The organism is Pseudomonas sp. CBS (assembly GCF_024734645.1).
Taxonomy (GTDB): domain Bacteria; phylum Pseudomonadota; class Gammaproteobacteria; order Pseudomonadales; family Pseudomonadaceae; genus Aquipseudomonas.
The window spans coordinates 404022-428149 of record NZ_CP102929.1 but is presented as its reverse complement, the minus strand read 5'-3'; the positions used below and the strand labels follow the sequence as shown (position 1 = coordinate 428149).

General features: G+C 61.6%; 19 protein-coding genes and 1 pseudogene. 11 read left to right on the top strand and 9 right to left on the bottom strand.

Features of this window, described 5'->3' with window-relative positions:
• Positions 1-17: 17 nt before the first annotated feature.
• Genes NVB75_RS02010 through NVB75_RS01995 form a run of 4 tightly spaced genes read right to left on the bottom strand, consistent with a single transcriptional unit; the run spans position 18 to position 4492 of the window.
• Positions 18-995: an ABC transporter permease gene (locus NVB75_RS02010; protein WP_258345683.1), complete on the bottom strand. Its 978-nt coding sequence runs from the start codon at positions 993-995 to the stop codon at positions 18-20.
• The gene (locus tag NVB75_RS02005) at positions 992-1984 is read right to left on the bottom strand and encodes an ABC transporter permease (protein ID WP_258345682.1); all 993 of its coding nucleotides are present in this window, start codon (positions 1982-1984) and stop codon (positions 992-994) included. Before NVB75_RS02005 ends, NVB75_RS02010 begins: the two co-directional genes overlap by 4 nt.
• Entirely contained in the window at positions 1971-3506 is a 1536-nt protein-coding gene (locus NVB75_RS02000) for a sugar ABC transporter ATP-binding protein (RefSeq protein ID WP_258345680.1), read from the bottom strand. Before NVB75_RS02000 ends, NVB75_RS02005 begins: the two co-directional genes overlap by 14 nt.
• Positions 3506-4492, bottom strand: coding sequence for a sugar ABC transporter substrate-binding protein (locus NVB75_RS01995; RefSeq protein WP_017479686.1), 987 nt, complete (start codon positions 4490-4492; stop codon positions 3506-3508). The genes NVB75_RS02000 and NVB75_RS01995 overlap by 1 nt, the downstream gene beginning before the upstream one ends.
• A gap of 263 nt (positions 4493-4755) precedes the next feature.
• Between NVB75_RS01995 and NVB75_RS01990 the strand changes: the two genes are divergently transcribed.
• The 5 genes from NVB75_RS01990 (at position 4756) to NVB75_RS01970 (ending at position 11695) form a co-directional block, all read left to right on the top strand.
• On the top strand, positions 4756-5142 hold the full coding sequence (locus NVB75_RS01990; protein ID WP_258345679.1) for a cupin domain-containing protein: 387 nt from the start codon (positions 4756-4758) through the stop codon (positions 5140-5142).
• Between the two features lie 68 nt (positions 5143-5210).
• Complete coding sequence (locus tag NVB75_RS01985) at positions 5211-5621, top strand: DUF3757 domain-containing protein (RefSeq protein ID WP_258345678.1); 411 nt, start codon at positions 5211-5213, stop codon at positions 5619-5621.
• Between the two features lie 225 nt (positions 5622-5846).
• The gene (gene mexE / locus NVB75_RS01980; protein ID WP_258345677.1) at positions 5847-7088 is read left to right on the top strand and encodes a multidrug efflux RND transporter periplasmic adaptor subunit MexE; all 1242 of its coding nucleotides are present in this window, start codon (positions 5847-5849) and stop codon (positions 7086-7088) included.
• A 15-nt stretch (positions 7089-7103) separates the two neighbouring features.
• Positions 7104-10283, top strand: a complete 3180-nt coding sequence (locus NVB75_RS01975) for an efflux RND transporter permease subunit (protein WP_258345675.1) — start codon at positions 7104-7106, stop codon at positions 10281-10283.
• A complete protein-coding gene (locus tag NVB75_RS01970) occupies positions 10280-11695 on the top strand; it encodes an efflux transporter outer membrane subunit (RefSeq protein WP_076013564.1) in 1416 nt (471 codons plus the stop codon). The genes NVB75_RS01975 and NVB75_RS01970 overlap by 4 nt, the downstream gene beginning before the upstream one ends.
• Positions 11696-12621: 926 nt before the next feature.
• On the opposite strand, the gene NVB75_RS01965 is transcribed toward NVB75_RS01970, so the two are convergent.
• From NVB75_RS01965 to NVB75_RS01955, 3 genes are all read right to left on the bottom strand, one after another.
• A complete protein-coding gene (locus tag NVB75_RS01965; protein WP_258345674.1) occupies positions 12622-14322 on the bottom strand; it encodes an aspartate:alanine exchanger family transporter in 1701 nt (566 codons plus the stop codon).
• Positions 14323-14391: 69 nt separating this feature from the next.
• Positions 14392-15822 (bottom strand): glutamate decarboxylase, encoded by a 1431-nt coding sequence (locus tag NVB75_RS01960; RefSeq protein ID WP_258345673.1) that lies wholly within the window; start codon positions 15820-15822, stop codon positions 14392-14394.
• A 188-nt stretch (positions 15823-16010) separates the two neighbouring features.
• Entirely contained in the window at positions 16011-17033 is a 1023-nt protein-coding gene (locus NVB75_RS01955; RefSeq protein ID WP_258345670.1) for an AraC family transcriptional regulator, read from the bottom strand.
• Positions 17034-17201: 168 nt separating this feature from the next.
• Between NVB75_RS01955 and efeU the strand changes: the two genes are divergently transcribed.
• The 6 genes and pseudogenes from efeU to NVB75_RS01925 all read left to right on the top strand — a co-directional run.
• Positions 17202-18050: an iron uptake transporter permease EfeU gene (gene efeU, locus NVB75_RS01950; RefSeq protein ID WP_258345669.1), complete on the top strand. Its 849-nt coding sequence runs from the start codon at positions 17202-17204 to the stop codon at positions 18048-18050.
• 10 nt (positions 18051-18060) lie between these two features.
• On the top strand, positions 18061-19263 hold the full coding sequence (efeO, locus tag NVB75_RS01945) for an iron uptake system protein EfeO (protein ID WP_258345668.1): 1203 nt from the start codon (positions 18061-18063) through the stop codon (positions 19261-19263).
• A 14-nt stretch (positions 19264-19277) separates the two neighbouring features.
• Positions 19278-20585, top strand: coding sequence for an iron uptake transporter deferrochelatase/peroxidase subunit (efeB, locus tag NVB75_RS01940; RefSeq protein WP_167664239.1), 1308 nt, complete (start codon positions 19278-19280; stop codon positions 20583-20585).
• A 27-nt stretch (positions 20586-20612) separates the two neighbouring features.
• On the top strand, positions 20613-21431 hold the full coding sequence (gene efeO / locus NVB75_RS01935; RefSeq protein ID WP_003218415.1) for an iron uptake system protein EfeO: 819 nt from the start codon (positions 20613-20615) through the stop codon (positions 21429-21431).
• Between the two features lie 173 nt (positions 21432-21604).
• Entirely contained in the window at positions 21605-22081 is a 477-nt protein-coding gene (locus NVB75_RS01930) for a hypothetical protein (RefSeq protein WP_258345665.1), read from the top strand.
• 26 nt (positions 22082-22107) lie between these two features.
• Positions 22108-22362, top strand: a pseudogene (locus tag NVB75_RS01925) (imelysin family protein); the annotation flags it as partial.
• A gap of 47 nt (positions 22363-22409) precedes the next feature.
• Here NVB75_RS01925 and NVB75_RS01920 read toward each other — a convergent pair.
• Both NVB75_RS01920 and NVB75_RS01915 read right to left on the bottom strand, forming a co-directional pair.
• The gene (locus NVB75_RS01920) at positions 22410-23819 is read right to left on the bottom strand and encodes an isochorismate synthase (RefSeq protein ID WP_258345664.1); all 1410 of its coding nucleotides are present in this window, start codon (positions 23817-23819) and stop codon (positions 22410-22412) included.
• Positions 23812-24126, bottom strand: a complete 315-nt coding sequence (locus tag NVB75_RS01915; RefSeq protein ID WP_003218417.1) for an isochorismate lyase — start codon at positions 24124-24126, stop codon at positions 23812-23814. Before NVB75_RS01915 ends, NVB75_RS01920 begins: the two co-directional genes overlap by 8 nt.
• Between the last annotated feature and the right edge of the window lie 2 nt (positions 24127-24128).

The following is a 24128-nucleotide window of genomic DNA, read 5'->3' as shown; positions in this document are numbered from 1 at the left end:
ACCTGGGGCGCCGTGCCTCAGGTGTTCTGGGCGATCCTGCGGCTGATAAAACTGAAGGCCAGCACCACAAAAATCAGCACGCCGGTGGCCACCTGCTGCCAATAGAAATTCCAGCCGATCAACAGCAAGCCATTGGCGATGACGTTGATGAACAGCACACCCAGCAGCGTGCCCGGAATATTCGCCCGGCCCTGGCGATTCAACGTGGTGCCGATAAACACCGCGCCAATCGCATTCAGCAGGAACGCGTTGCCCGACAGCGGCACATAAGCGCTCACCGTCGAACTGAGCAGAATCCCCGCTACCCCGCATGCCAGCGCCGCCGCCAGCACCGTGGTGGTAACGATGCGCCGCACCGACAACCCCGAGTAATACGCCAGCAGCGGCTGGGTGCCCTGGGCCAGCAGTTCGCGCCCCAGGCGTCCACGGGCCAGCAACAGGCCGTAGACCACTGCCAATACCAGCACGATCAACAACGGCAACGGCACGCCCAATGGGCTGAAGCTCGCCAGTTCCGGCTTGAAGCCCTGGGCGATGTAGATCGGCTGGCCGCCGTCCGAGAGCAACTGCTGGGCACTGGTGCCGATAAACAGGGTGCCGAGGGTCGCCAGGAACGGGCTGATCCGCAGACCTGCGATCAAGCCGGCATTGAACAGTCCTACCAGCAGCCCGGCGGCCAACGCGCCAGCAATCGCCACACCCAACCCGTGACCGGCGTTCAGTAACACCACAAAGCTGAAACTGGCGAAATCCAGCGCGGTGCCCACCGACAGGTCGATGCCACCGGCCGCCACCGCGTAGGTCATGCCGATGGCGACAATCGCCAGCAGCACGAAGTTGTTCAGCACCAGGCTTTTGAGATTACCGCCACTTAGGAACCCGGGGGCCTGCCAGGCGAACACCACGACAATGGCCACGAACACCAGCGGCAACGTCAGGGGTAACAGTGAACGCCACCCGCCACCACGCGCTTGCAGCGTCGATACCTGACTCATGAAGGCTCTCCCCGGTTCAATGCACTGGAAGCCGCGACCACCAGCAAAATCAGCACGCCCTGCACACCGTTGACCCAGAAGCTCGACAGGTTGAGCAGTTGAAACCCGTTGATCAGAAAGCCGATCAGCAAGGTCGCGAGCAAGGTGCCGGGGATGCTTGCCACCAGCCGCCGGGAAAACACCACGCCGAGAAAGGCAATCGCCACCACCGATAGCAGCATGTCGCCGGAGCCGGTGGTGCTGCCGCTGAAAAATGCCGCTGAACACAAAGCCGCCACGGCAGCGCACAACCCCGACAATAGGTAGCTGGAAAGCACATACGCAGGCACTCGAATGCCCGCTGCCTCAGCGGCGTGCGGGTATTCCCCAACGGCATGCAGGCGCAGGCCATACGCCGTGTGCTGGATCAACAGCGTCAGCACGAAGGCCGTCACCAGCAACACCCAGGCGAGTGCCGGCACGGCCAGCCAGGTCCCGCCGCTGAGCAGGTCGAGCAACGGTGAGTCGGTGGAAACCACGGTGTTTTCGGTCAGGACCAGCTCCAGGCCGGCCAGAACATTCATGCTTGCCAGGGTCGCGAGCAACGGCGGCAAACGCAGTACCACCACAGCCAAGCCATTGAGCAGGCCGACCGCCAGGCCGCAGCCCAAGGTCAGCAGCAGGCTGGCCCAAAGGTCGAGACCGGCATTATTGAGTCGGCTGAACACCGCAGCGCACAACCCCAGATTGGCCGCCAGGGACAGGTCCAGCCCGCCGGCGACGACATTGGAACCGCCGCCGATAATCACGCAAGTCAGGCCGAAGGCAAGCACCCCCAGGATGGCCGACTGGCTGAACACATTGGCGATATTGCCCACCGACAGAAAGTTTGGCGCGGCCACGGCAAACCCCAGCAGGATCGCCAGGAACACACCCACCGAACCCCGCCGCAACACCAGCACCCACAACCGTTGGGACAAGCCCGGCGCAGCGGTTTCAAGCAGGGACATGCGCCACCTCCCGATGCACCGGCACGGATACGGTGGGCGGCACAGCACCCGTGGCACACGCCAGCAGTTGATCACTGTCCGCCTCACCGGCCAGGAACTCACCGGCAATCTCGCCTCGATGCAACACCAGGATGCGGTCGCAGATTCCCAGCAGCTCGGGCAGGTCCGAAGACAGCACCAGCACCGCAGCCCCCTCTTCCACCAGGCGCCCGATCAGGCGATAAATCTCGACTTTGGCGCCCACATCCACCCCCACGCACGGCTCATCCAACAGATACACCGCCGAGCGTCGACTCAGCCATTTGCCCAAGGCAACCTTTTGCTGGTTGCCCCCGCTGAGTTGGCTGACCGCGGCCTGCGGACCTGGCGCCTTGATTGCCAGTTCGTCAATCAGGCGCAGGCTTTCGGCCTGTTCCTGGCGCCTGTTCAGCAGACCCCAACGGCTGAACCGCGCCAGCCCGGCCAGCGTGAGGTTTTCCAGCACCGAGAGCAGCGGTGAAATCCCTTGGCTGCGGCGCTCTTCCGGCACCAGGGCAATCCCTTGGGCGATGGCGTCGCCGGGTGAACGAAGGCGCAACAAGCGGCCTTCCAGGTGGATGCTGCCGCTGTCGGCACGCGCTACACCAAACAGGGTCTTGAGCAAGTCTTTGGCGCCCGACCCGACCAGCCCGGTCAGGCCGACGATTTCACCTCGGCGCAGCTCCAGGTCGATTTCCCGGTAGCGCCGGGCCAGGCTCAGCGAGCGCACCTGCAGCAACGGCTCACCCAGTTCGACCTGAGCCTTGGGATACATGTCCTGCACCTCACGGTTGACCATCAGCCGCGCGATCTGCGCGCTGGAGGTATGCCGAGGCTCTACCACCGCCACATCACGACCATTGCGCAACACCGTCACCTCATCGCACAGGCTGTCGATTTCCTGCAGGTAATGGGAGATGTAGAGGATTGATAAACCCTGGTCCCGCAGGCGTTTGACGATCCGCAGCAACTGGTCGACCTCACGCTTGACCAACGCCACGCTGGGCTCGTCGAACACCAGGATCTTCGGCTGGCGAATCAATGCCCGGGTGATTTGCAGCACCTGGCGCTCGGCGCTGTTCAGCTCGCCTACCAACGCGTCGGCGGGCAGTTGCAGCTCAAAATATTCCGCCAGCAAGCGCTCGGCCTCACGCTGCTGCCGGCGCCGATCCACAAACGGACCCCGGCGTAATTCATGCCCGAAGAACAGCGCTTCACCCACGGTAAAACTCGCCGGCAACAGCCGCTCCTGATGGATGAACTGCACGCCCAACGCGTCCACCTGGCGTGGCGACAGTGCGGAGTACGCCTGGCCGTCAATGCTCACCTGCCCCGAGTCCGCCTTGTGGATGCCCGCCAGGACCTTGATCAAGGTCGACTTGCCGGCACCGTTCTCACCCACCAGGCCGTGAATGGTGCCGCGCTCGACTTTCAGGCTGGCATCATCCAGCGCCAGGGTGGCGCCGAAACGTTTGTGCAGGTGCTGCAAGTGCAACGCGGCCATCAATCACCCCGCAGTTGCTGGACCTGCGCCAGGTTGGCAGCCGTGGTCAGCAACGTCGCGACATGAGTTTCCTTGGGCAGGTCACGCTGCCCGGCCAGGTAGCGGGCCACGTTCTGCACCGCGGTCTTGCCGATCAGCGCCGGTTGCTGGGCGACTACCGCGCCCACCGGCGAATTGGCCTGGCCCAGCAGCTCCAGCACTTCAGGCGTGCCGTCCACGCCATAGGTCTTGATCTCGGTGCGCTTGGCATCGATCAACGCCTTGCTCGCCCCCAGTTGCGGAATGTCCCAGGCCGCCCAGATCGCCGAGACACTGCCGGCCGGGTACTTGTTGAGCAATGCGGACACTTGGGAATACGCATCCTGCACGGTGTTGGGGATCACATCCCGCAGCTCCGGCTCGATGATTTCCAGTTGCGGATGATCCTTGAGTGCCAGCTTCAACTGGTCATAGCGAATCGCGCACACCGGCACGCCGTAGAAGCCATTGAACACCAGGATTTTGCCCTTGCCGCCAGCGTCCTTGATCAGTTGATCGGCCAGGGCCTTACCGGTGGCGACGTTATCCGAGGTGGTGTTGTTGAGGCTGTACTGCGAAGGCGCGTCGATGGTGAACAGCGGGATGCCGGCCTTGCTGATGCGCTTGAGCCACGGGTCGATCACGCTGAGGGTGCCGAGGGTCTGGATCACCGCATCGGGTTTCTGGGTGACCACGGTTTGCAGTTGGGTCACCAGGTTCTTGTCATTGCGCCCGGCGTCGAGGGTGATGGGCGTGCCGCCGAGGCGCTTGATCTCGTCGACCTGGGCCTGGAAGGCCTTGATATCGAAATAGTGACTGGTGCCGGTCATGCTCACGGCAATGCGCTTGCCGGCCAGGGACGGCACCGCGTCATCGCCCTCGGCGGCCTGGGACAGGGCGGCGTGGCCCAGCAACAGCGCTGCGCCAAGCCAGATGAAACGGGAACGCGAGAAAAAAGTGCAAGGCATACAGGGCTCCGCTGAGCGACGGGTGAAAGGGTTCACCTGTGCATTGCAGAGCCCATGCCATAAATTATTTTCAATAAAATCAATCGGATAAAAACAATAGGCGATGTCGTGCTGTCTCGAGCAAACCACAACTGTCCGACTGCTGTTGCACAGCCAACAGTTGCACGCCCCCAGGACCGTCTCGCGCTACACGATCATTCAATATCCGGCGGACCGTTGGGCCTACCTTAAGGCTCCAACGTCCTGAAACCCTGGAACCTACAATGCCTGCTACCCAAGCGTCGACGAATTACACTTCGATCAACTTCGCCCAGAAATACGCCCTGTTCAGCGAGCAATGGGCGCCCAAGGTCGTCGCGCAGATGAACGACTACCAGTTCAAGGTGGTAAAGATTGAAGGTGACTTTATCTGGCACGACCATGCCGACACCGATGAAACCTTTATCGTCCTGGAAGGCACCCTGCGCATCGACTTCCGCGACGGCGCCGTGACCATCGGGCAAGGGGAAATGTATGTGGTGCCCAAAGGCGTCGAGCACAAGCCGCACGCATTGGGTGAGGTGAAGCTGCTGTTGATCGAGCCCTGCGGTGTGTTGAACACCGGCGCCGAAGGGGGTGAGCGCACGGCGATCAACGACGTGTGGATTTAGCACCGACTGGCGTTACCTGTTTGGGCTAGTCTTCACAGCACTGTTTCTCCAGACCAGGAGCACGTGTGATGAATAGGCAGCTGAAGAAAACCTCAGCCCTCGTGGTGACCCTGATGGCGTTGGTGGGCAATGCCTACGCTGGCACTGCCGCTTGCCCGCCCACCCATGCCCTTAAAGATACGTACAAAAAGACGCCGACCGGCGAAGTGGTTGCCTACTCCGCGTCCGGCCCGGACGGTCGGCAATGGACCGGGCAAAACCCGATGACAGAGCAGAAGGACCTGCACCAGGTCCACTTTGAAAAGGCGGTGATCCAAAGCAGCCAGGGTCAGTCGTCGGTGGCATGCCACTACCTGGATCAGAACCATGAACCGGTGAGCATGACCCTGAAAAACCCGGTCAATGCCAAGCCGGTCGGCAGCGCATGGGCAGGCAACGAATGCACGGCAACCAACCCGGCGCTGTGTACATTTGAATAGTCAGCACGCCGGACACTTTATAGGGCGTGCTGTTCCTTGCATCTTGCGCAACAGTCCTTTGTCATCAATCGCATTGATAGCTCCCTAACGAAACCTGCATGCTAGAGGGCTCGCTTTACGCTTATATCATTCCGAATGATAGTTACCTTTGTTTCATTCGATTCGTGAGATAGCACCCTGCCGAGCATGATCCGCCCATCTTAAATACATTGGCGGATGCACCTCATGGAACAGTCTCTCAAACATTTGCGCTATCCCTTGGCCATTTTGGCCGTGATGGTGATGAGCGCCTGCGGCAAGGCGCCGGAACAAGCGGCCGCCATGCCACCCAGCCATGTCAGCGTGGCCAAGGTGCTGGAACAACCGGTCAACGAGTGGGACGAATTCACCGGCCGTCTCGAAGCGCCGGAGACCGTGCAGATTCGTCCGCGCGTGTCGGGCCAGATCGATCAGGTAGCGTTCACTGAAGGCGCGCTGGTCAAGAAAGGCGACCTGCTGTTCCAGATCGACCCACGCCCATTCCAGGCTGAGGTGCGCCGCCTCGAAGCACAACTCGCACAAACCAAGGCCGCCGCTACCCGCAGCGATAACGAAGCCCAACGCGGCGAACGCCTGCGCCAGAGCAATGCGATCTCCGCCGAACTGGCCGACTCGCGCACCACCGCCGCTCAGGAAGCCCGCGCCGCCGTCGCCGGGATCCAGGCGCAGTTGGACCTGGCCAAGTTGAACCTGAGTTTCACCCGCGTGACTTCGCCCATCAGCGGCCGTGTCAGCCGTGCCGAGATCACCGCCGGCAACCTGGTGACCGCCGATGTCACCGCGCTGACCAGCGTGGTCTCCACCGACAAGGTCTACGCCTACTTCGACGCCGATGAGCGCGTGTACCTCAAGTACACCGAACTCGCGCGCCAGGGTCGCCGTGGCGCGACCACCCCGGTGTACCTGGGCCTGTCCAATGAAACCGGCAACCCGCACCTGGGCCAGATGAACTTCGTCGACAACCAGGTCAACCCGGCCACCGGCACCATTCGCGGTCGCGCCGTGTTCGATAACAGCAAGGGCGAATACACCCCTGGCCTGTATGCCCGCCTGAAGCTGGTGGGCAGCGGCACCTACTCCGCCGTGCTGATCAGCGACGAAGCCGTGGGCACTGACCTGGGCAAGAAGTTCGTACTGGTGATGGACGGTGACAAGCCTGCCTATCGCGCCGTGGAACTGGGGCCGAAGATCGAAGGCTTGCGCATCGTGCGCAGCGGCCTGACCAAGGACGACACGATCATCGTCAAGGGCCTGCAACGCGTTCGCCCGGGATCGCCGGTTGCTCCGGAAACCGTCCCGATGGCCAGCAAGGAAACCCTCGCCGCCTTGGCACAACAACGACAAGCGCTTGAAGCCAGCAACCTGGAGCAAGTGGCGCCGGATAAAGCCGCGCCCAAGCTCGCAAGTACAGCGACTCCACGCGGTTAAGGGATACGACTCAAGATGAATTTTTCCAAGTTCTTCATTTCGCGGCCGATCTTCGCAGCGGTGCTGTCGCTGTTGATCCTGATCGCCGGCGCGATTTCACTGTTCCAGCTGCCGATCAGTGAATACCCGGAAGTGGTACCGCCGACCGTCGTGGTCCGTGCCAACTTCCCGGGCGCCAACCCCAAGGTCATCGGTGAAACCGTAGCCGCGCCTCTGGAGCAAGCCATCACCGGCGTCGAGAACATGCTGTACATGTCCTCGCAGTCGACCGCCGACGGCAAGCTGACCCTGACCATCACCTTCGCTCTGGGCACCGACCTGGATAACGCGCAGGTACAGGTGCAGAACCGGGTCACCCGGACTCAGCCCAAACTGCCTGAGGAAGTGACACGCATCGGTATTACTGTGGACAAGGCCTCTCCCGACCTGACCATGGTGGTGCACATCACCTCCCCCGATCAGCGCTACAACATGCTGTACCTGTCCAACTACGCGATCCTGAATATCAAGGATGAGCTGGCACGCCTTGGCGGCGTGGGTGATGTGCAGCTGTTCGGCATGGGCGACTACTCCCTGCGGGTGTGGCTCGATCCGAACAAGACCGCCTCGCGCAACCTGACCGCCACTGATGTGGTAACGGCCATTCGCGAACAGAACCGCCAGGTAGCGGCCGGTGCACTGGGGGCGCAGCCTGCGCCGACTGACACCAGTTTCCAGCTGTCGGTGAATACCCAAGGCCGTCTGGTCACTGAGGAAGAGTTCGAAAACATCGTCATTCGTGCCGGTGACAACGGCGAAATCACGCGTCTGAAGGACATCGCACGGGTTGAGCTGGGGTCCAGTCAGTACGCCCTGCGCTCGTTGATCGACAACCAGCCGGCCGTGGCGATCCCGATCTTCCAGCGCCCTGGCTCCAACGCCATCGACATCTCCAATGAAGTGCGCGCCGAAATGGCGGAACTGAAAAAGAGCTTCCCGGAAGGCATGGATTACCGAATCGCCTATGACCCGACCGTGTTCGTACGCGGTTCCATCGAGGCCGTGGTTCACACCTTGTTCGAAGCACTGATTCTGGTGGTGCTGGTGGTGATCCTGTTCCTGCAGACCTGGCGCGCCTCGATCATTCCGCTGGTGGCAGTGCCGGTTTCGTTGATCGGTACCTTTGCAGTGATGCACATGTTTGGCTTCTCGCTCAATGCGCTGTCGCTGTTCGGACTGGTGTTGGCGATTGGTATCGTGGTGGACGACGCCATCGTGGTGGTGGAGAACGTCGAGCGGAACATCGAGCTTGGACTGGAACCGTTCCAGGCCACCGAAAAGGCCATGAGCGAAGTGACCGGCCCGATCATCGCGACCGCGCTGGTACTGTGTGCGGTGTTCATTCCAGCGGCCTTTATCAGCGGCTTGACCGGGCAGTTCTATAAGCAGTTCGCCTTGACCATTGCGATCTCGACGGTGATTTCGGCGTTCAACTCGCTGACCCTGTCGCCCGCCCTGGCAGCGGTACTACTTAAAGGCCACAACGCTCCGAAAGACGGCTTCTCCAGGTTCCTCGACAAGTTGCTGGGCGGTTGGTTGTTCAAGCCGTTCAACCGTTTCTTCGAGAAGGCCAGCCATGGTTACGTCGGCACGGTGCGCCGGGTGATTCGCGGCAGTGGTATCGCGCTGTTCCTGTACGCCGGCCTGATGGTCCTGACCTGGTTGGGCTTTGCCCACACGCCGACCGGTTTCGTACCGGCCCAGGACAAGCAATACCTGGTGGCCTTTGCGCAATTGCCGGACGCGGCGAGCCTGGACCGCACCGAAGACGTGATCAAACGCATGTCCGACATTGCGATGAAACAGCCCGGCGTGGAAAGCGCGATCGCCTTCCCCGGCTTGTCGATCAACGGTTTTACCAACAGCCCGAACAACGGCATCGTGTTCGTGACCTTGAAGCCTTTCGATGAGCGTAAAGACCCGAGCCTGTCTGCCGGTGCGATTGCCGGTGCGCTGAATGGCAAGTACAGCAGCATCCAGGAAGCCTACATGGCGATCTTCCCACCGCCGCCGGTACAGGGCCTGGGTACGATTGGCGGGTTCCGCCTGCAGGTCGAAGACCGTGGCAACCTGGGTTACGACGAGCTGTACAAAGAAGTGCAGAACATCATTACCAAGAGCCGTGGCGTGCCTGAGTTGTTCGGCCTGTTCACCAGCTACACGGTCAACGTGCCCCAGGTCGATGCGGCCATCGACCGCGAAAAGGCCAAGACCCACGGCGTGGCGATCAGTGACATTTTCGACACTCTGCAGATCTACCTGGGTTCGTTGTATGCCAACGACTTCAACCGCTTCGGGCGCACCTATCAGGTCAACGTGCAGGCTGAGCAGCAGTTCCGCCAGGATGAAGACCAGATCGGCCAGCTGAAAGTGCGTAACAACAAAGGCGAGATGATCCCGCTGGCGACCTTCATCAAGGTCAGCGACACCTCGGGCCCGGACCGCGTGATGCACTACAACGGCTTCATCACCGCCGAGATCAACGGCAACGCTGCACCGGGCTACAGCTCTGGCCAGGCCCAGGTGGCGATCGAGAAACTGTTGAAAGACGAACTGCCCAACGGCATGACCTACGAGTGGACTGACCTGACCTATCAGCAAATCCTCTCGGGCAACACTGCGCTGTTCGTGTTCCCGCTCTGCGTACTGCTGGCGTTCCTGGTACTGGCCGCCCAATACGAAAGCTGGAGCCTGCCACTGGCGGTGATCCTGATCGTACCGATGACCCTGCTGTCGGCCATCACCGGTGTGATTATCTCTGGCGGCGACAACAACATCTTTACCCAGATCGGCCTGATCGTACTGGTGGGCCTGGCCTGTAAGAACGCGATTCTGATCGTCGAGTTCGCCAAGGATAAACAGCAGGAAGGCCTCGACCCGCTCGCTGCGGTACTGGAAGCCTGCCGTCTGCGTCTGCGGCCGATCCTGATGACCTCGTTCGCCTTCATCATGGGTGTGGTGCCTCTGGTGTTGTCCAGCGGTGCCGGTGCCGAGATGCGTCATGCCATGGGTGTGGCGGTGTTCTCCGGGATGATCGGCGTGACCTTCTTCGGTCTGCTGCTGACGCCAGTGTTCTATGTACTGATCCGCCGGTTTGTTGAACGCGGTGAAGCGCGCAAAGCGGCCAAGGCCTTGAAGCTGGAGACACAGCAATGAGCGTGAAAGTATTTTTGCCGAGCTTGCTGGTACTGGCGCTGAGCGCCTGTGCCGTGGGCCCGGACTATAAAACCCAGCCACTGGAGGCGGCCAACGTAACGGCCGCCGCCGACGCCAAGCAGTACGACCACGCGAAGTTCGAAGGCATCTGGTGGCAACAGTTCGAGGACCCGACCCTTAACCAGTTGGTGACTCAGTCCCTGAACGGTAACCGTGACCTGCGGGTGGCATTTGCCCGCCTGCGGGCGGCCCGAGCGATTCGTGACGACGCTGCCAATGACGTGATGCCGGTGATCACCAGCCGCGCCAGCAGCGACGTGGGCAAAGGCCAGATTCCGGGCCAGACCACCAAACGCGTCAACAGTGAGCGTTATGACCTGGGCCTGGACATGGCCTGGGAAGTCGACTTGTTCGGGCGCATCCGCCGCAACCTCGAGGCCAGCGATGCTGACCAACAGGTTGCCGAGGCCGACCTGTATCAACTGCAAGTCACGATGATTGCCGAGCTGGTGGACGCTTACGGTCAACTGCGAGGCGCGCAACTGCGCGAGAAAATCGCGGTGGCTAACCTGAAGAACCAGGAGGATTCGCGCGGCATCACGGTCAGCCTGCGGGATGCCGGTGTGGGCGATCAGCTCGATGTGGTGCGGGCCGATGCGCGGCTGGCGGCTGTAGAAGCCAGTGTGCCGCAACTGCAGGCCGAGGAAGTTCGCGAGCGTAATCGTATCGCTACGCTGCTCGGTGAGCGTCCGGACAAGTTGAGCGTGGATTTGAGCCCGAAAGATTTGCCGGCGATTGCCAAGGCGTTGCCGATTGGTGATCCGGGGCAACTGTTGCAGCGTCGTCCGGACATTCTCAGTGCCGAGCGTAAGTTGGCAGCGGCCACGGCGCGGATTGGGGTGGCCAAGGCTGATCTGTTTCCGCGGGTGAGCCTCAGTGGGTTCCTCGGGTTTACCGCTGGGCGGGGTTCGCAGATTGGGTCGGCGGCGGCGAATGCGTGGTCGCTGGGTCCGAGCATTACCTGGGCGGCGTTTGACCTGGGCAGTGTGCGGGCGCGGTTGCGTGGTGCGGATGCTGAGGCGGATGGTGCTCTGGCGAGCTATGAGCAGCAGGTGTTGCTGGCGCTGGAAGAATCGGAGAATGCCTTCAGTGATTACGGTAAGCGCCAACAGCGGTTGGTTTCGCTGATTCGTCAGAGTGAGTCGAGCCGGGCTGCTGCGGATCTGGCGGAGATTCGTTACCGCGAAGGGACGGTGGATTTCCTGGTGTTGCTGGACGCGCAGCGTGAGCGTTTGGCTGCCGAGGATTCGCAGGCTCAGGCCGAGGTGGATCTGTATCGTGGGATTGTCGCGATTTACAAGGCGTTGGGGGGTGGGTGGCAGCCGAGTACCACCATTGCCAGTGCCAAGTGATGTGATTTAAAGAGCTCCTTTGGTTGGTCGCATCCAGCCAATTTTTAGCCCCGTGCCGTCATTCGGTCGCGGGGCTTTTTTTTGCTCGTTTGTGGTGTGTACATATCCGTTATTTCGGTCAGGGCTGCTATTGGTTCCGCTCTTACAGCGGCTCACTTTTGAACAGCGCAAAAGTAAGCAAAACGCTCTTGCCCCACCACTCGGCACCTCGCTTAGGCTCGGTGTGCCCTCACTCCGGCTTTGGACCGTGGGCCGCCGTCATGGGCCATCCTTGGCCCAGGACGGCTAACCTGGCGTCCTGCCAGGTTACCCACGCTCCAAAGCCTGCGTTCGGCCAGCGTGGTTTAACGGGGCGCCTAAGATCAAGATCAAAAGCAGATCAAAAGCAGAGCACAGCGGCCTACCGGCCGGCTTGAGTGTTGGAGAGCAAAATCAAAAGCTAAAGCGGGCACGGTCAAATGTGGGAGCGGGCTTGCTCGCGAAGGTCGTTAACGATGACGCGGGCATTCTGAATGAACGCGGCGCTCTCAGGTTTTTCGCGAGCAAGCCCGCTCCCACAGAAAAGCAGATTTGTTTTCGCTCTGGTCTTTGCTTTTGCTTTTAACACTCAAGCCGGCCGGGAGGCCGCTGTGCTCTTGCTTTTGATCTTGATCTGCGGGCCCCGTTAACCACGATGGCCGCAAGTAGGCACGGTGGAGCGGGTAAATCGGCAGGGAAGCCGATTTAGCCGCGCCGGGCCATGGATGGCCCGTCGCGGCGGCCCGCGGAAGCGTGCCGGAGTGCGGGCATGCCGAGCCTAGGCGAGGCACCGAGTGGTGGGGCAAAGACCTTTTGGTTACTTTTGGGGCGTTTGCCAAAAGTGACCCGCTGTAAGAGCGGAACCATAAGCCGCCGTTACCGCAGCAACGGATATGTACCCAATACAGCTACCGCGCCAGGACCATGGCAAAGTACCCAAACACCGTGAGCAAAATCCCCGACACCGCATACGCCACAGGAAACCCGATCCACGGCACGGTACTGTCGATCTCCTTGGCCGCCTCCCGCGCCGGCCCCGAGTGACTCCGCGCCCCCGCAACACCGCCCATGAGAATCGCCGGGTTGATCTTGAACACATGAAATCCCACAGCCCAAACAATAAACGGTGGAATCGTGCAAGCCACGAACCCAAGCAAAAAGATCTTCAATGCAATGATCGCGCTGATCTGCGAAACCAGATTGGCCCCGGCATTCACCCCCACAATCGCGACAAAGAAAATCAGCCCCATGTCCTCGAGAATGTTGCGCGCCGCATTCGGGGTATTGCCAAAGAACCGCACCCGGGACACCAGCGACGAGACGATAATCCCCGACACCAGCAACCCGCCCGCATTCCCCAAACCCACCGCCGCCCCGAACGCCGGCACTTGAATCAGGCCGATCAGCAACCCCAGCACCATGCCCAACGAGAGCGTGAGCAAATCGGTCGCCGTACTCGCCCGCCCCGCCTTGCCCAACAACGCCGTGGCCTTGTCGATGGCACTGCGCAGGCCGACCAGGTGCATCACATCCAGGCGTTGCAGGCGGGTTTCCAGGCCGACCGGAATCGGCGCGCCGCCCCGTTCAATCCCCACCAACTGCACTTGCCCGGCAATCGGTGACTGGCTGAATTCCTTGAGCGCTCTGCCCACGGCATCCTTGTGGGTCACCAGAATCACCGCTTCATCCAGCGGTATATTCAGGGCCCGGGCATCCGGCACCTCCGGCCCGATCAGGCCCATGTGGTCGGTCAGTGCATCCAGGCTGCCACCCAGGGCAATCACATCGCCCAACTGCAACACCAGTGTCGGATCGGCTCCCAGCAACTCGTCGCCACGCTCGACGTTCTCGATCTGGTACAGCGCAAAGCGCTCGCGAAACTGCGCGATGCTCTGCCCCACCAGCTCCGGGTTCACCAGCCGATAAGCCCGCAGGTCAAACGGCCGGTACCCGCTGAGCCCGGCATCGTCGACGTTCGGCACACCGTGCTCCACCTCAAACTCTTTCGCGGCCTTGCGCGCATCCACACCCCACCAGCGCGGGAGGTATTTGCAGATCAATATGATCCCGACTGTGCCCCAGATATAGGTGATGCCGTAGGACAGCGCGATCATCGCAGTCGCCGCTGCCGCTGTGGTGCCCGGCGGCAGTGGCACCACGCCCGAGGTGATGGCCTGTTCGGCGGAACCAATGGCCGCCGACATGGTTTGCGAACCGGCGAGTATCCCGCCCGCCGCCCCTACCGGCAGGGACAGTAGCCGCACGCCGAGCACCACAATGCCCAGCCCCAGGAACGAGGACAGAATCGCCAGGAAGGTGAACTTCAGGCCATCGCCCTTGAGGCTGTTGATGAACGAAGGCCCGACCCGCAACCCGACGCCGTACATGAACAGGTAATAAAACAGGCTCTTGGTGAAATTATCGAGTTCGAAATGCACGCCGTAATACGACGCCCAGGTTGCAATCGCGCAGCCGATCACGATGGCCCCGGCCACCGCGCCCAGGCCGTAGCCCTTGATGGTGCCGCGCCCGACCCAGACAGACAGGCCAACCACCAGGAACAGCAGGATATAAGGGTTGTCGTGCAGGAAAGTAAAGAAGGCAGTCACGATGATTCGTACCTGGCGATGCAACGCTAAAGGCACCGGGCTCAAGGCCCGGTGGGTTTTTCAGTGCGCTCAGTCGAGGTTCGGGGTGTCGGCCGGGATGACCGGGTCGGCGATGGCGCCATGGCTGAAGCTGGGGCCCGCGTCGGAATGCTCTACCGGGTTTTTCTGCAGGTAGGCGATGGCTTTGCGCAGGTCTTCCAGCAGCAACGCCACCAGGTCACGACTCACGCCATGCCGCACCAGGATGCGCTGTACCACGATGTTCTGGCGATCAGATGGCAACGGGTAAGACGCGATCTGCCAGCCGCGCATGCGCACACGCTCCGACAGGTCGTAGAGGCTGAAGCCATGATCGACGCCGTCCTTGAGCTTGTAGCAGACCGCCGGCAGCCCGTCCTTGCCGTCGTACACCAGTTCCAGTGGTGCGAACTGGGTGATTTCCGATGCCAGCCACTGCGCCGTATCGGAGCACGCTTGTTGAATACGGGTGTAGCCGTCACGACCGAGCCGCAGGAAGTTGTAGTACTGGGCGATGATTTCACCGCCGGGCCGGCTGAAGTTCAGGGCAAAGGTCGACATGTTGCCGCCCAGGTAGTCGACGTAGAAGATCAGCTCTTCCGGCAGGTCTTCGGTGGAGCGCCAGATCGCCCAGCCCACGCCGAGCGGCGCCAGGCCGTACTTGTGGCCGGAAGCATTGATGGATTTGACGCGCTCTATCACAAAGTCCCATTGCAGTTCTTGCTGGATGAACGGGGCGATAAACCCGCCGCTCGCCGCATCCACATGGATCGGAATATCCAGGCCGAGATCGCGTTGCATCGAGTCCAGCTCGGCCGCCAGGGCGGCGACCGGTTCGTAGATCCCGGTGAAGGTCACGCCCAGGGTCGCTACCACGCCAATGGTGTTCTCATCGCAATATTCCCGCAGATCGGCCGGGCGCAGGCCCAATGCGTCGCCGCGCAACGGCACTTCGCGGATTTCCACATCGAAATAGCGGGCGAATTTTTTCCAGCAGATCTGCACCGGGCCGCATACGAAATTCGGTTTGTCGGCGGGCAACCCCGCTGCTTCCCGGCGCTTTTTCCAGCTCCACTTCAGGGCCAGGCCGCCGAGCATCGCCGCTTCGCTGGATCCGGTGGTGGAACAGCCCACGGTTTGCCAGGACTTCGGCGCGTGCCACAGGTCGGCAATGATGTGTACGCAACGGTTTTCAATCTCGGCCGTCTGCGGGTACTCGTCCTTGTCGATCATGTTTTTGTCGAGGGCGTCGGCCATCAACTGCTGCACTTCGGGCTCGACCCAGGTGGTGCAGAAGGTCGCCAGGTTTTGCCGGGAATTGCCGTCCAGCAGCAACTCGTCGCGCACCAGGTTGTAGGCGGCGGACGGTGTGGTCGAGTGGTCCGGGAGGCGATATTTGGGCAGTTTGTGCTGGGCGGAGCCACTCGAATAGACGTCTTCGATGGCTTGGTCCTGGGTCTCTACGGTTCTGTGAAGTGCCATGAAATCCTGCTCTTGAATGAGGGAAATGGCGTAGACGTTGATGGCGAAAAATGCCGATCAGGCTGCGTCAGGAAACGAACGATGGAGCGGTGGCGCCGAATATCACACGCACCGAGCCACAGGAAAGTGACCCAGGTCATTAAAGCCGTGGATAGGCAATCGAACGTTGGCGGGCCCTTGTCAGTGCCCTATTGGCTCAGCGCTTCGTTCAGTATCAGGCTGCGATAGTGCCCGGGATTGGAGCCTGACCACTTGCGAAACGCCTTGTAGAACGAGCTGGCGTCGGCAAACCCCAGGCGGGTGGCGATCTCGGTAAAGCTGATGTCGGAATCGGCCAGCCACACAATCGCCAACTCCTTGCGCACGCTATCCTTGAGGCCCTGGTAGGTCTGCCCTTCTTCCGCCAGGCGTCGGCGCAGGGTCGAGGCCGAGATGCACAGGGACGCGGCCAGGCCTTCGGTTTCGGGCCAGGTGTCGGCAGGCATTTGCCGAAGATCGGTCTTGATGCGGGTGGCGAGGCTGTCGGGGTCGCGGTATTTGACGAGGATGTTGGCGGGCGCATGGGCCAGGAAGCGCTTGAGTTCTTCCGGGCTGCGTTTGATTGGCAGGTCGAGGCAGTCGGCGGAGAAAATCATCCGGGTGCGCGGCCGGTCGAAGCGCAGGTTGTCGGAGAACATCACTTGGTAGTCGTCGCAGAAGTCCGGCTGCGAGCAGCGAAGCTCAATGGCCAGGATCGGAATGCGTCGCCCCGCCAGCCAACAGGCAACACCGTGGACGATCATCCAGTAGGCAAAATAGGTGAAGGCCCGTTTGGGTTCGGGCTCCGGCTCCAACAATACGATTTCCGCCAGGCTCTGCTGGTGCACCAGTTGCGCCGGCATGCGCTCGAGCATCAGCGACAGGAAGCCCAGGCCGGTTTCCAGCGCGGTGGCCAGGATCGGTTGAGCCATAGAGGCCCGACACAGGAATTCCAGGCTGCCGGATTTGAGCTTGCGCGGGTCCATACCAAAGAATTCATCATCCATGCGCCGCGCCAGCAGGCGCCAAAGACGCGCATAAGCCGTTGCCGGAACACGTGCGTTTGGCTGTTCCAGCAGCGCGGGACTGATCCCGACTTTGCTCAACACTTCATCGGTCGCCGCACCCGGCGCGCAGCTCTGCAACAGGGCTTCGCGGACCAGTTGAATGGAGATGGTGTCTTTTTCCGACATGGGGAATGGCGCAATCCGGTGGCTGGGACGATGCCGCGCATTCTAGTGGCGGTTGCGGTTTGCCACCACCGTTCAGTCAAGGTTCAGTAAAGGTCAACATTTCTTGTTTAGCAATGAGTATCATTATGTTACAACTTAGCATCCTATCTAATGACGATGCGGTGCCGAATGCTTGTTCCATTTCTAATCATGCTGCGCGAAGGCATAGAAGCCGCCTTGATCGTTGGCATTATTGCCAGCTACCTCAAGCAGACTGGCCGTGGCCAGTACATGCCCGCAGTGTGGATCGGCGTATTTCTGGCTGCAGCCCTGGCGCTGCTGGTCGGCGGTGGCCTGGAACTGGTGAGTGCCGAATTCCCGCAGAAACAACAGGAACTGTTCGAAGGCATCGTCGGCCTGGTGGCTGTGGGCATTCTCAGCTCCATGGTGTTCTGGATGCGCAAGGTCGCGCGCTCCATCAAGCATTCCCTGCATGAATCCCTCGATCATGCCCTCGCCGGTTCCAAACACCAGGTCACCGCGCTGATCGCCATGGTGTTTTTCGCCGTGGCCCGTGAAGGCCTGGAAACCGTGTTCTTCCTGCTGGCCGTGTTCCAGCAAAGCGAAGGCCCGGGTGCGCCGATTGGCGCCCTGCTCGGCCTGATCCTGGCGATCATCGTCGGCTTCCTGATCTACACCGGCAGCATGCGCCTGAACCTCGGTGCGTTCTTCCGCTGGACCGGTCTGTTCATCCTGGTGGTTGCCGCCGGCATCCTCGCCAACTCGGTACAAGCCCTGCACGAAGCCGGGGTGTGGAACCACCTGCAAACCGTGTTGTTCGATTTCAGCGCGACGCTGCCGATGGATGGCCCGCTGGGCTCGGTGCTGGCCGGCATGTTCGGCTATCAGGACGCCCCGACCGTCAGCACCCTCGGCGCCTACCTGATTTACCTGGTGGTGGCCCTGGTGATGTTCTTCCTGCCCGCGCCGCCGAACAAGCCGGCTACCCGCACAACTTCTTCCGTTTCCAGCCAGTAAGGACCGCCTCTTGTCCAACCAAACCCCTCAACCGGCTCCGCCCTCCCGCGCCTTGCGCTGGGCGGTGGGCGGCTCGGTGGTCGTGATGATCGCCGCCGGTGGCCTGTTCTACTACGCCTCGCAACTGGCCGCCTCCAAGCGCCAGGCCAACCACAATGAAATCGCGGTGACGATCCACGCCCACAGCTGCGAGCCGAATGCGCTGACGGTACCGGCGGGACGCGCCAGCTTCCGCATCATCAACCGCTCGGACCGTGCCGTGGAATGGGAAATCCTCGACGGCGTGCTGGTGGTCGAAGAGCGCGAAAACATCGCACCGGGCCTGAGCCAGGTGATCAACGCCAACCTGCTGCCCGGCGACTACCAGATCACCTGCGGCCTGCTGAGCAACCCGCGTGGCACCTTGAAGGTGACACCGACTGCCGAGTCGGACGCCCAAGCCAAGGCCAAGCCGTCGATGGTGGCGTTTATCGGCCCGCTGTCGGAGTTCCGCGTGTACCTGAGCAGTCAGGGCGGCGCGCTGGTCAAGGCCGTTACCGCACTTGACCAGGCCATCGAAGCCGGCGACCTCGCCCAGGCCCAGGCACTTTACGTACCGGCCCGCGAGGCCTACCAGCGTCTGGCCCCGGCCTCCCAACGCCTGGCCGAACTGGACAACGCGATCAACGCCCGCGCCGACTACTTTGAAAAGCGCGAGCAGGACCCGGCCTTCAGCGGCTTCCACCGTCTCGAATACGGCCTGTTCCAGCAACGCAATCTCGACGGCCTGGCGCCGATTGCCCAGCGCCTGGTCACCGACGTCACCAGCCTCAAGCAACAGCTGCTGGCCCAGTCGCTGCCGCCGGAGCAACTGGTGAGCATCGTGGTGCGCAACCTCAACAGCCTGGCCGACGTACGTGCCGCCAGCGGTGAGGAGGAACGCTACAGCCACACCGATCTCAACGGCTTCGCCGCCAACCTGGATGCCGCCCGCAAAGTGGTGGACCTGATGCGCCCGCTGCTGACCAAATCTGCCGCGCAATTGCTGCCCGGCATCGACAGCGCGATCAGCGCCCTCGACGCCGAACTCAACGGTTTGAAAGTCGATGGCCGCTACACCTCGTACGACAGCGTTACCGCCGATCAGCGCAAGCAGATCGCCGACAAGGCCAAGGCTCTGGCCGTTGCACTCGATGGAATCGACCCCGCCCTTGGCCTTTCCGGCCTGAAGTGAAGACGACCGTAGACATGAGTGATTCAGAACAGTTTTCATCCCAGCGTCGTCGTGTATTGCTGGGCATGGCCGCTACCGGCGCCGCGATTGCCGGCAGCAGCCTGAGCTGCCCGGCAATGGCCGCCAACGCTGCCGCGCAAGTCACCACCGCCCCAAGCAGTGAAAAGACCCAGGACCACCACGACTACCACGGCAAGCACCAGACCGGCATCGTCACCCCGCGCCCGGCCTGCGGCATGCTCGTGGCATTCGACGTATTGGCCAGCGACCGCGAGGACCTGGAGCGGCTGTTCCGCACCTTGAACGAGCGCATCGCGTTCCTGATGACCGGCGGCACCGTGGTGCAAGTCGACCCGAAACTGCCCCCCACCGACTCCGGCATCCTCGGTCCGGTGGTGACGCCAGACAACCTGACCATCACCGTGTCGGTGGGCGAGTCGCTGTTCGACGAACGCTTCGGCCTGGCCGCAGCCAAGCCCAAGCGCCTGATCCGCATGGTCGGTTTTCCCAACGATGCGCTGGAACCGGCGCAGTGCCACGGCGACCTGAGCCTGCAGTTCAGCTCCAACACTCCGGACACCAATATCCACGCCCTGCGCGACATCGTGAAAAACCTGCCGGACCTGCTGCTGGTGCGCTGGAAGCAGGAAGGCAGCGTGCCGCCCCAGGCCCCTGCCCGCCCTGGCGAGCCGGCGCAGAGCGCGCGTAACTTCCTGGGTTTTCGCGACGGCTCGGCCAACCCGAACTCCAACGACAATAAGGCGATGGACCAGATTGTGTGGGTACAGCCGGGCAGCGACGAACCGGCCTGGGCCGTCAATGGCAGCTACCAGGCGGTGCGGATCATCCGCAACTTTGTCGAGCGCTGGGACCGCACGCCCCTGCAAGAGCAAGAAAGCATCATTGGCCGGATCAAGACCAGTGGCGCGCCCATGGATGGCCAGAAAGAAACCCAGGTCCCGGACTACAGCAAGGACCCGGAAGGCAAGTTGACCAAGCTCGATGCCCACATCCGCCTGGCCAACCCACGTACAGCACAGACCCAGGCCAACCTGATCCTGCGCCGGCCGTTCAACTACTCCAACGGCGTCAACAAAAACGGTCAGCTGGACATGGGGCTGTTGTTCATCTGCTACCAGGCTGACCTGGAGAAAGGCTTTATCAGCGTACAAACCCGGCTCAACGGCGAGCCCCTGGAGGAATACCTGAAGCCGGTCGGCGGCGGTTATTTCTTCACCTTGCCAGGCGTCACCGGGGCCCAGGATTTCATCGGGCGCACGCTGCTTGATGCGACACATCCTCAAACCACTGCCAATACCTAAAACAAACCCCAGAGCGGAAATCGTCCCATGAAGAAGTCGTCTCTCGCATTGTCGTTGTTAATGAGCCTTTCGCCGCTGGCCGCCTTCGCCGCCACCGCGCCGCTGGACCTGGTAGGGCCGGTGTCGGACTACAAGATCTACGTCACCGAAGAGATAGGCGAACTGGTCACCCAGACACAGGCGTTCACCGACGCCGTGAAAAAAGGCGACCTGGCCACCGCCAAGAAGCTGTACGCGCCAACCCGCGTTCACTATGAGTCCATCGAGCCGATCGCCGAGCTGTTCAGCGACCTCGACGCCTCCATCGACTCCCGTGTCGACGACCACGAGAAAGGCGTGAAAGCCGAAGACTTCACCGGTTTCCACCGCATCGAGTACAGCCTGTTCTCCGAGAACACCACCAAAGGCCTGGACGCCCTGGCGGACAAGCTCAACAGCGACGTACTCGACCTGAAAACCCGCGTGGACGGCCTGACCTTCCCACCGGAAAAAGTCGTCGGTGGCGCTGCCGCCCTGCTGGAAGAAGTGGCCGCGACCAAGATCTCCGGTGAAGAAGATCGCTACAGCCACACCGACCTGTATGACTTCCAGGGCAACATCGACGGCGCGAAAAAAATCGTCGACCTGTTCCGTCCGCAGATCGAGAAGCAAGACAAGGCCTTCGTCGCCAAAGTCGACAAGAACTTCGCCACCGTGGACAAGATCCTGGCCAAGTACAAAACCAAGGATGGCGGTTTCGAGACCTACGACAAGGTCAAGGAAGCGGACCGTAAAGCCCTGGTTGGCCCGGTCAATACCCTGGCGGAAGACCTGTCCACACTGCGTGGCAAGCTTGGCTTGAACTGATGCACCTCACTCGCGGGCCGTTCGTGCCCGCGAGTACTCCCCCGCTCCAGCGCCCTCGTTACACTCGCCTATACCTGTCAACTTTGACAGTAGACAGCCCTGCCGCCATTGGCTTTGATAGTCATCCAACCGCCTGAAGTGTGACGGCTCAACCAAGTGCAGGGGCAACGATCATGACTGAACAGCCTTTCGACCGGACCACTTTCGACGACTTCGAACTGAATGGCTGGGTAAAGCGCATCTCCGACGAGGATTTGAAGATTGTGCACAGAGGCGGCAACTACTACCTCGAATCGAGTGCCGGCTATTCTGCGTTCATCTTCATTGATAAAAGCTTCGTTTTTGAACCGCATACACAGTATGTGTTTCGCTTTGATTTCCGCTGCGCGCACAGGGTCGCAGCGTCACTTGCATTCTGGAATGGTCCGGTCTTTATGTCAGACACCCTTGATGCAGCACCCTACTGGGCGAAAATGACCGTGCCTTTCAATACTACGGAGCGGCCCGATCATTCAATGATGTTCATTCTGCGATGGGCAGAACCCACTGACGGCCCTCCAATCAGCGTGGACAACCTGGAGATTTACAGAATCCCACCGCACAGTGGCGCCGTTGATCACGTGCTGGCGGGCGGCACGGGAACCGAGTAATACCCAGGCTGACTACCTGTTAGTAGGGCAACATCGACGGCGCGAAGAAAATCGTCGACCTGTTCCGTCCGCATATCGAGAAGCAAGACAAGGCCTTCGTCGCCAAAGTCGACAAGAACTTCGCCACCGTGGACAAGATCCTGGCCAAGTACAAAACCAAGTATGGTGGTTTCGAGACCTACGACAAGGTCAAGGAAGCGGACCGTAAAGCCCTGGTTGGCCCGGTCAATACCCTGGCGGAAGACCTGTCCACACTGCGTGGCAAGCTTGGCTTGAACTGATCCAGACGCTGCATACTCTCGCCCGGCCTGCCGGGCGAGAGCCTTCCTCAGGCTGACGCCACCTGCACTCCGTCCGAAGGCCGCAAGGCATCGCGGATCGTCCGCAGCTTCAAGCACGTTTCCTCGTACTCACTCCCGGGATCCGACTCGGCGACAATGCCGCAGCCGGCGAACAGGTGCGCCTCACAGCCCCTGATCAACGCCGAGCGCAACGCCACGGCAAATTCACCATCACCCTGCGCATTCATCCAGCCCACTGGCGCTGCGTACCAGCCACGGTCGAGCTGCTCGTGCTCTCGGATATAGGCCATCGCCTCACGTCGCGGCAAGCCACCCACCGCCGGCGTCGGGTGCAGGGCCTGCACCAGTTGCAGCAATTGCACCTGGGGATGCAAGCGGCCCATCACCGGCGTCAACAGGTGCTGCACGTTGGCCAGCCGGTGCAACTGCGGCTGGCTGGCAATGTCGAGCATCGCGCAATAGGGCTGCAATGCTTCGCGCAGCGTTTGCACCACCAGGGCGTGTTCGTGGCGGTCCTTGGGGCTGTCCATCAAGGCCTGGCCGAGTTCGGCATCGTGCTGCTCGTGACGACCACGCGGGCAAGTACCGGCCAACGCCACCGTGTTCAGCGTGCCACGAGTCACCCGCACCAGCCGCTCCGGCGTTGCGCCGAGAAAGCAGCTGTCACCCCGGCTGAACGCAAACAGGTACGCCTGGGGATAGGCCGCCTTGAGGTTTTCCAGCAGCGGGCCACAGGGGATCGTCCGTGAGGTGGTCAACCGCACTTCGCGGGCCAGCACCACCTTGCGCAGGTCGCCGGCGTTGATGCGCTGCACGGCCGTCGCCACGGTGTCTTGCCATTGCTGCGCGCTGATGATGTTTTCGTCGCTCGGTGTGCCGAGGGGAATCTCCTGGCGTGGCGCACTGGCGTAGCGGGACAGAAGCAACGTCCACTGGGTTTCCAGGCTTTGGTCGCAACGCACCACGTCCGCCCCGGGCTCCAGCCACTGACTGAAGATCACATGGTGTTGCTCGGCTTCCCGCAGCAGCAGGATGCGCGGCAGCACCAGGGAGGTGGCGGCGAATGACTGCCATTTGAGCGAGCGTGGGCCCTTCGGGTCAAACGCAAAGCCGCCACACAGCAACGGCTGGCGCGGCCCCACCTGATGGGCCTGGCTGAGCAACGCCTGCCACGCCAGGGCACTGGCGTTGAAGCGGTCATCGGCCCCGGGGCTGATTTCCTCGGTACAACCAAAGCCGGCCATGGCCAGTGCGCCCCGGTCGCTGGACCAGAACAGGCTTTGCCCGAGTACCTGGCGGTTGGCGGCAAATAACCGCAGCGGGTCCAGGCGCTCCGAGGCCAGGCTGAAGACCACCAGCACTGCGCCGCCCTTCTCGCGCGCCAGGCGTTCGCCCTCGGTCAGCGCCTGAAGCAATCCCGGCAGACGTTCACTCATGCTCCGCTCCTTGATGCTGCTGGCGCCAGTGGCGCACTTGCTGGTCGATATTCCATTGGATGATCTGCGCAAACAGCGGGACCACGAACATCGGGTCCAACCCTTCGCGCTCGGCCCAGCGGCGGCGATGGGGCAGCATGGCGGCCACCCGCTCGGGGGCAGCGATGCTGGCTTCGTCAGGTTTGAACTGCGCCGCAGCTTTCACATAGGCCAACCGCTGGCCGAGGGCGCGGATGATCTGTTCGTCCAACGTGTCGATACCCAGGCGGACGTCTTCCAGCCCGCTGCACTGCTCAGGTGTTTTCATAG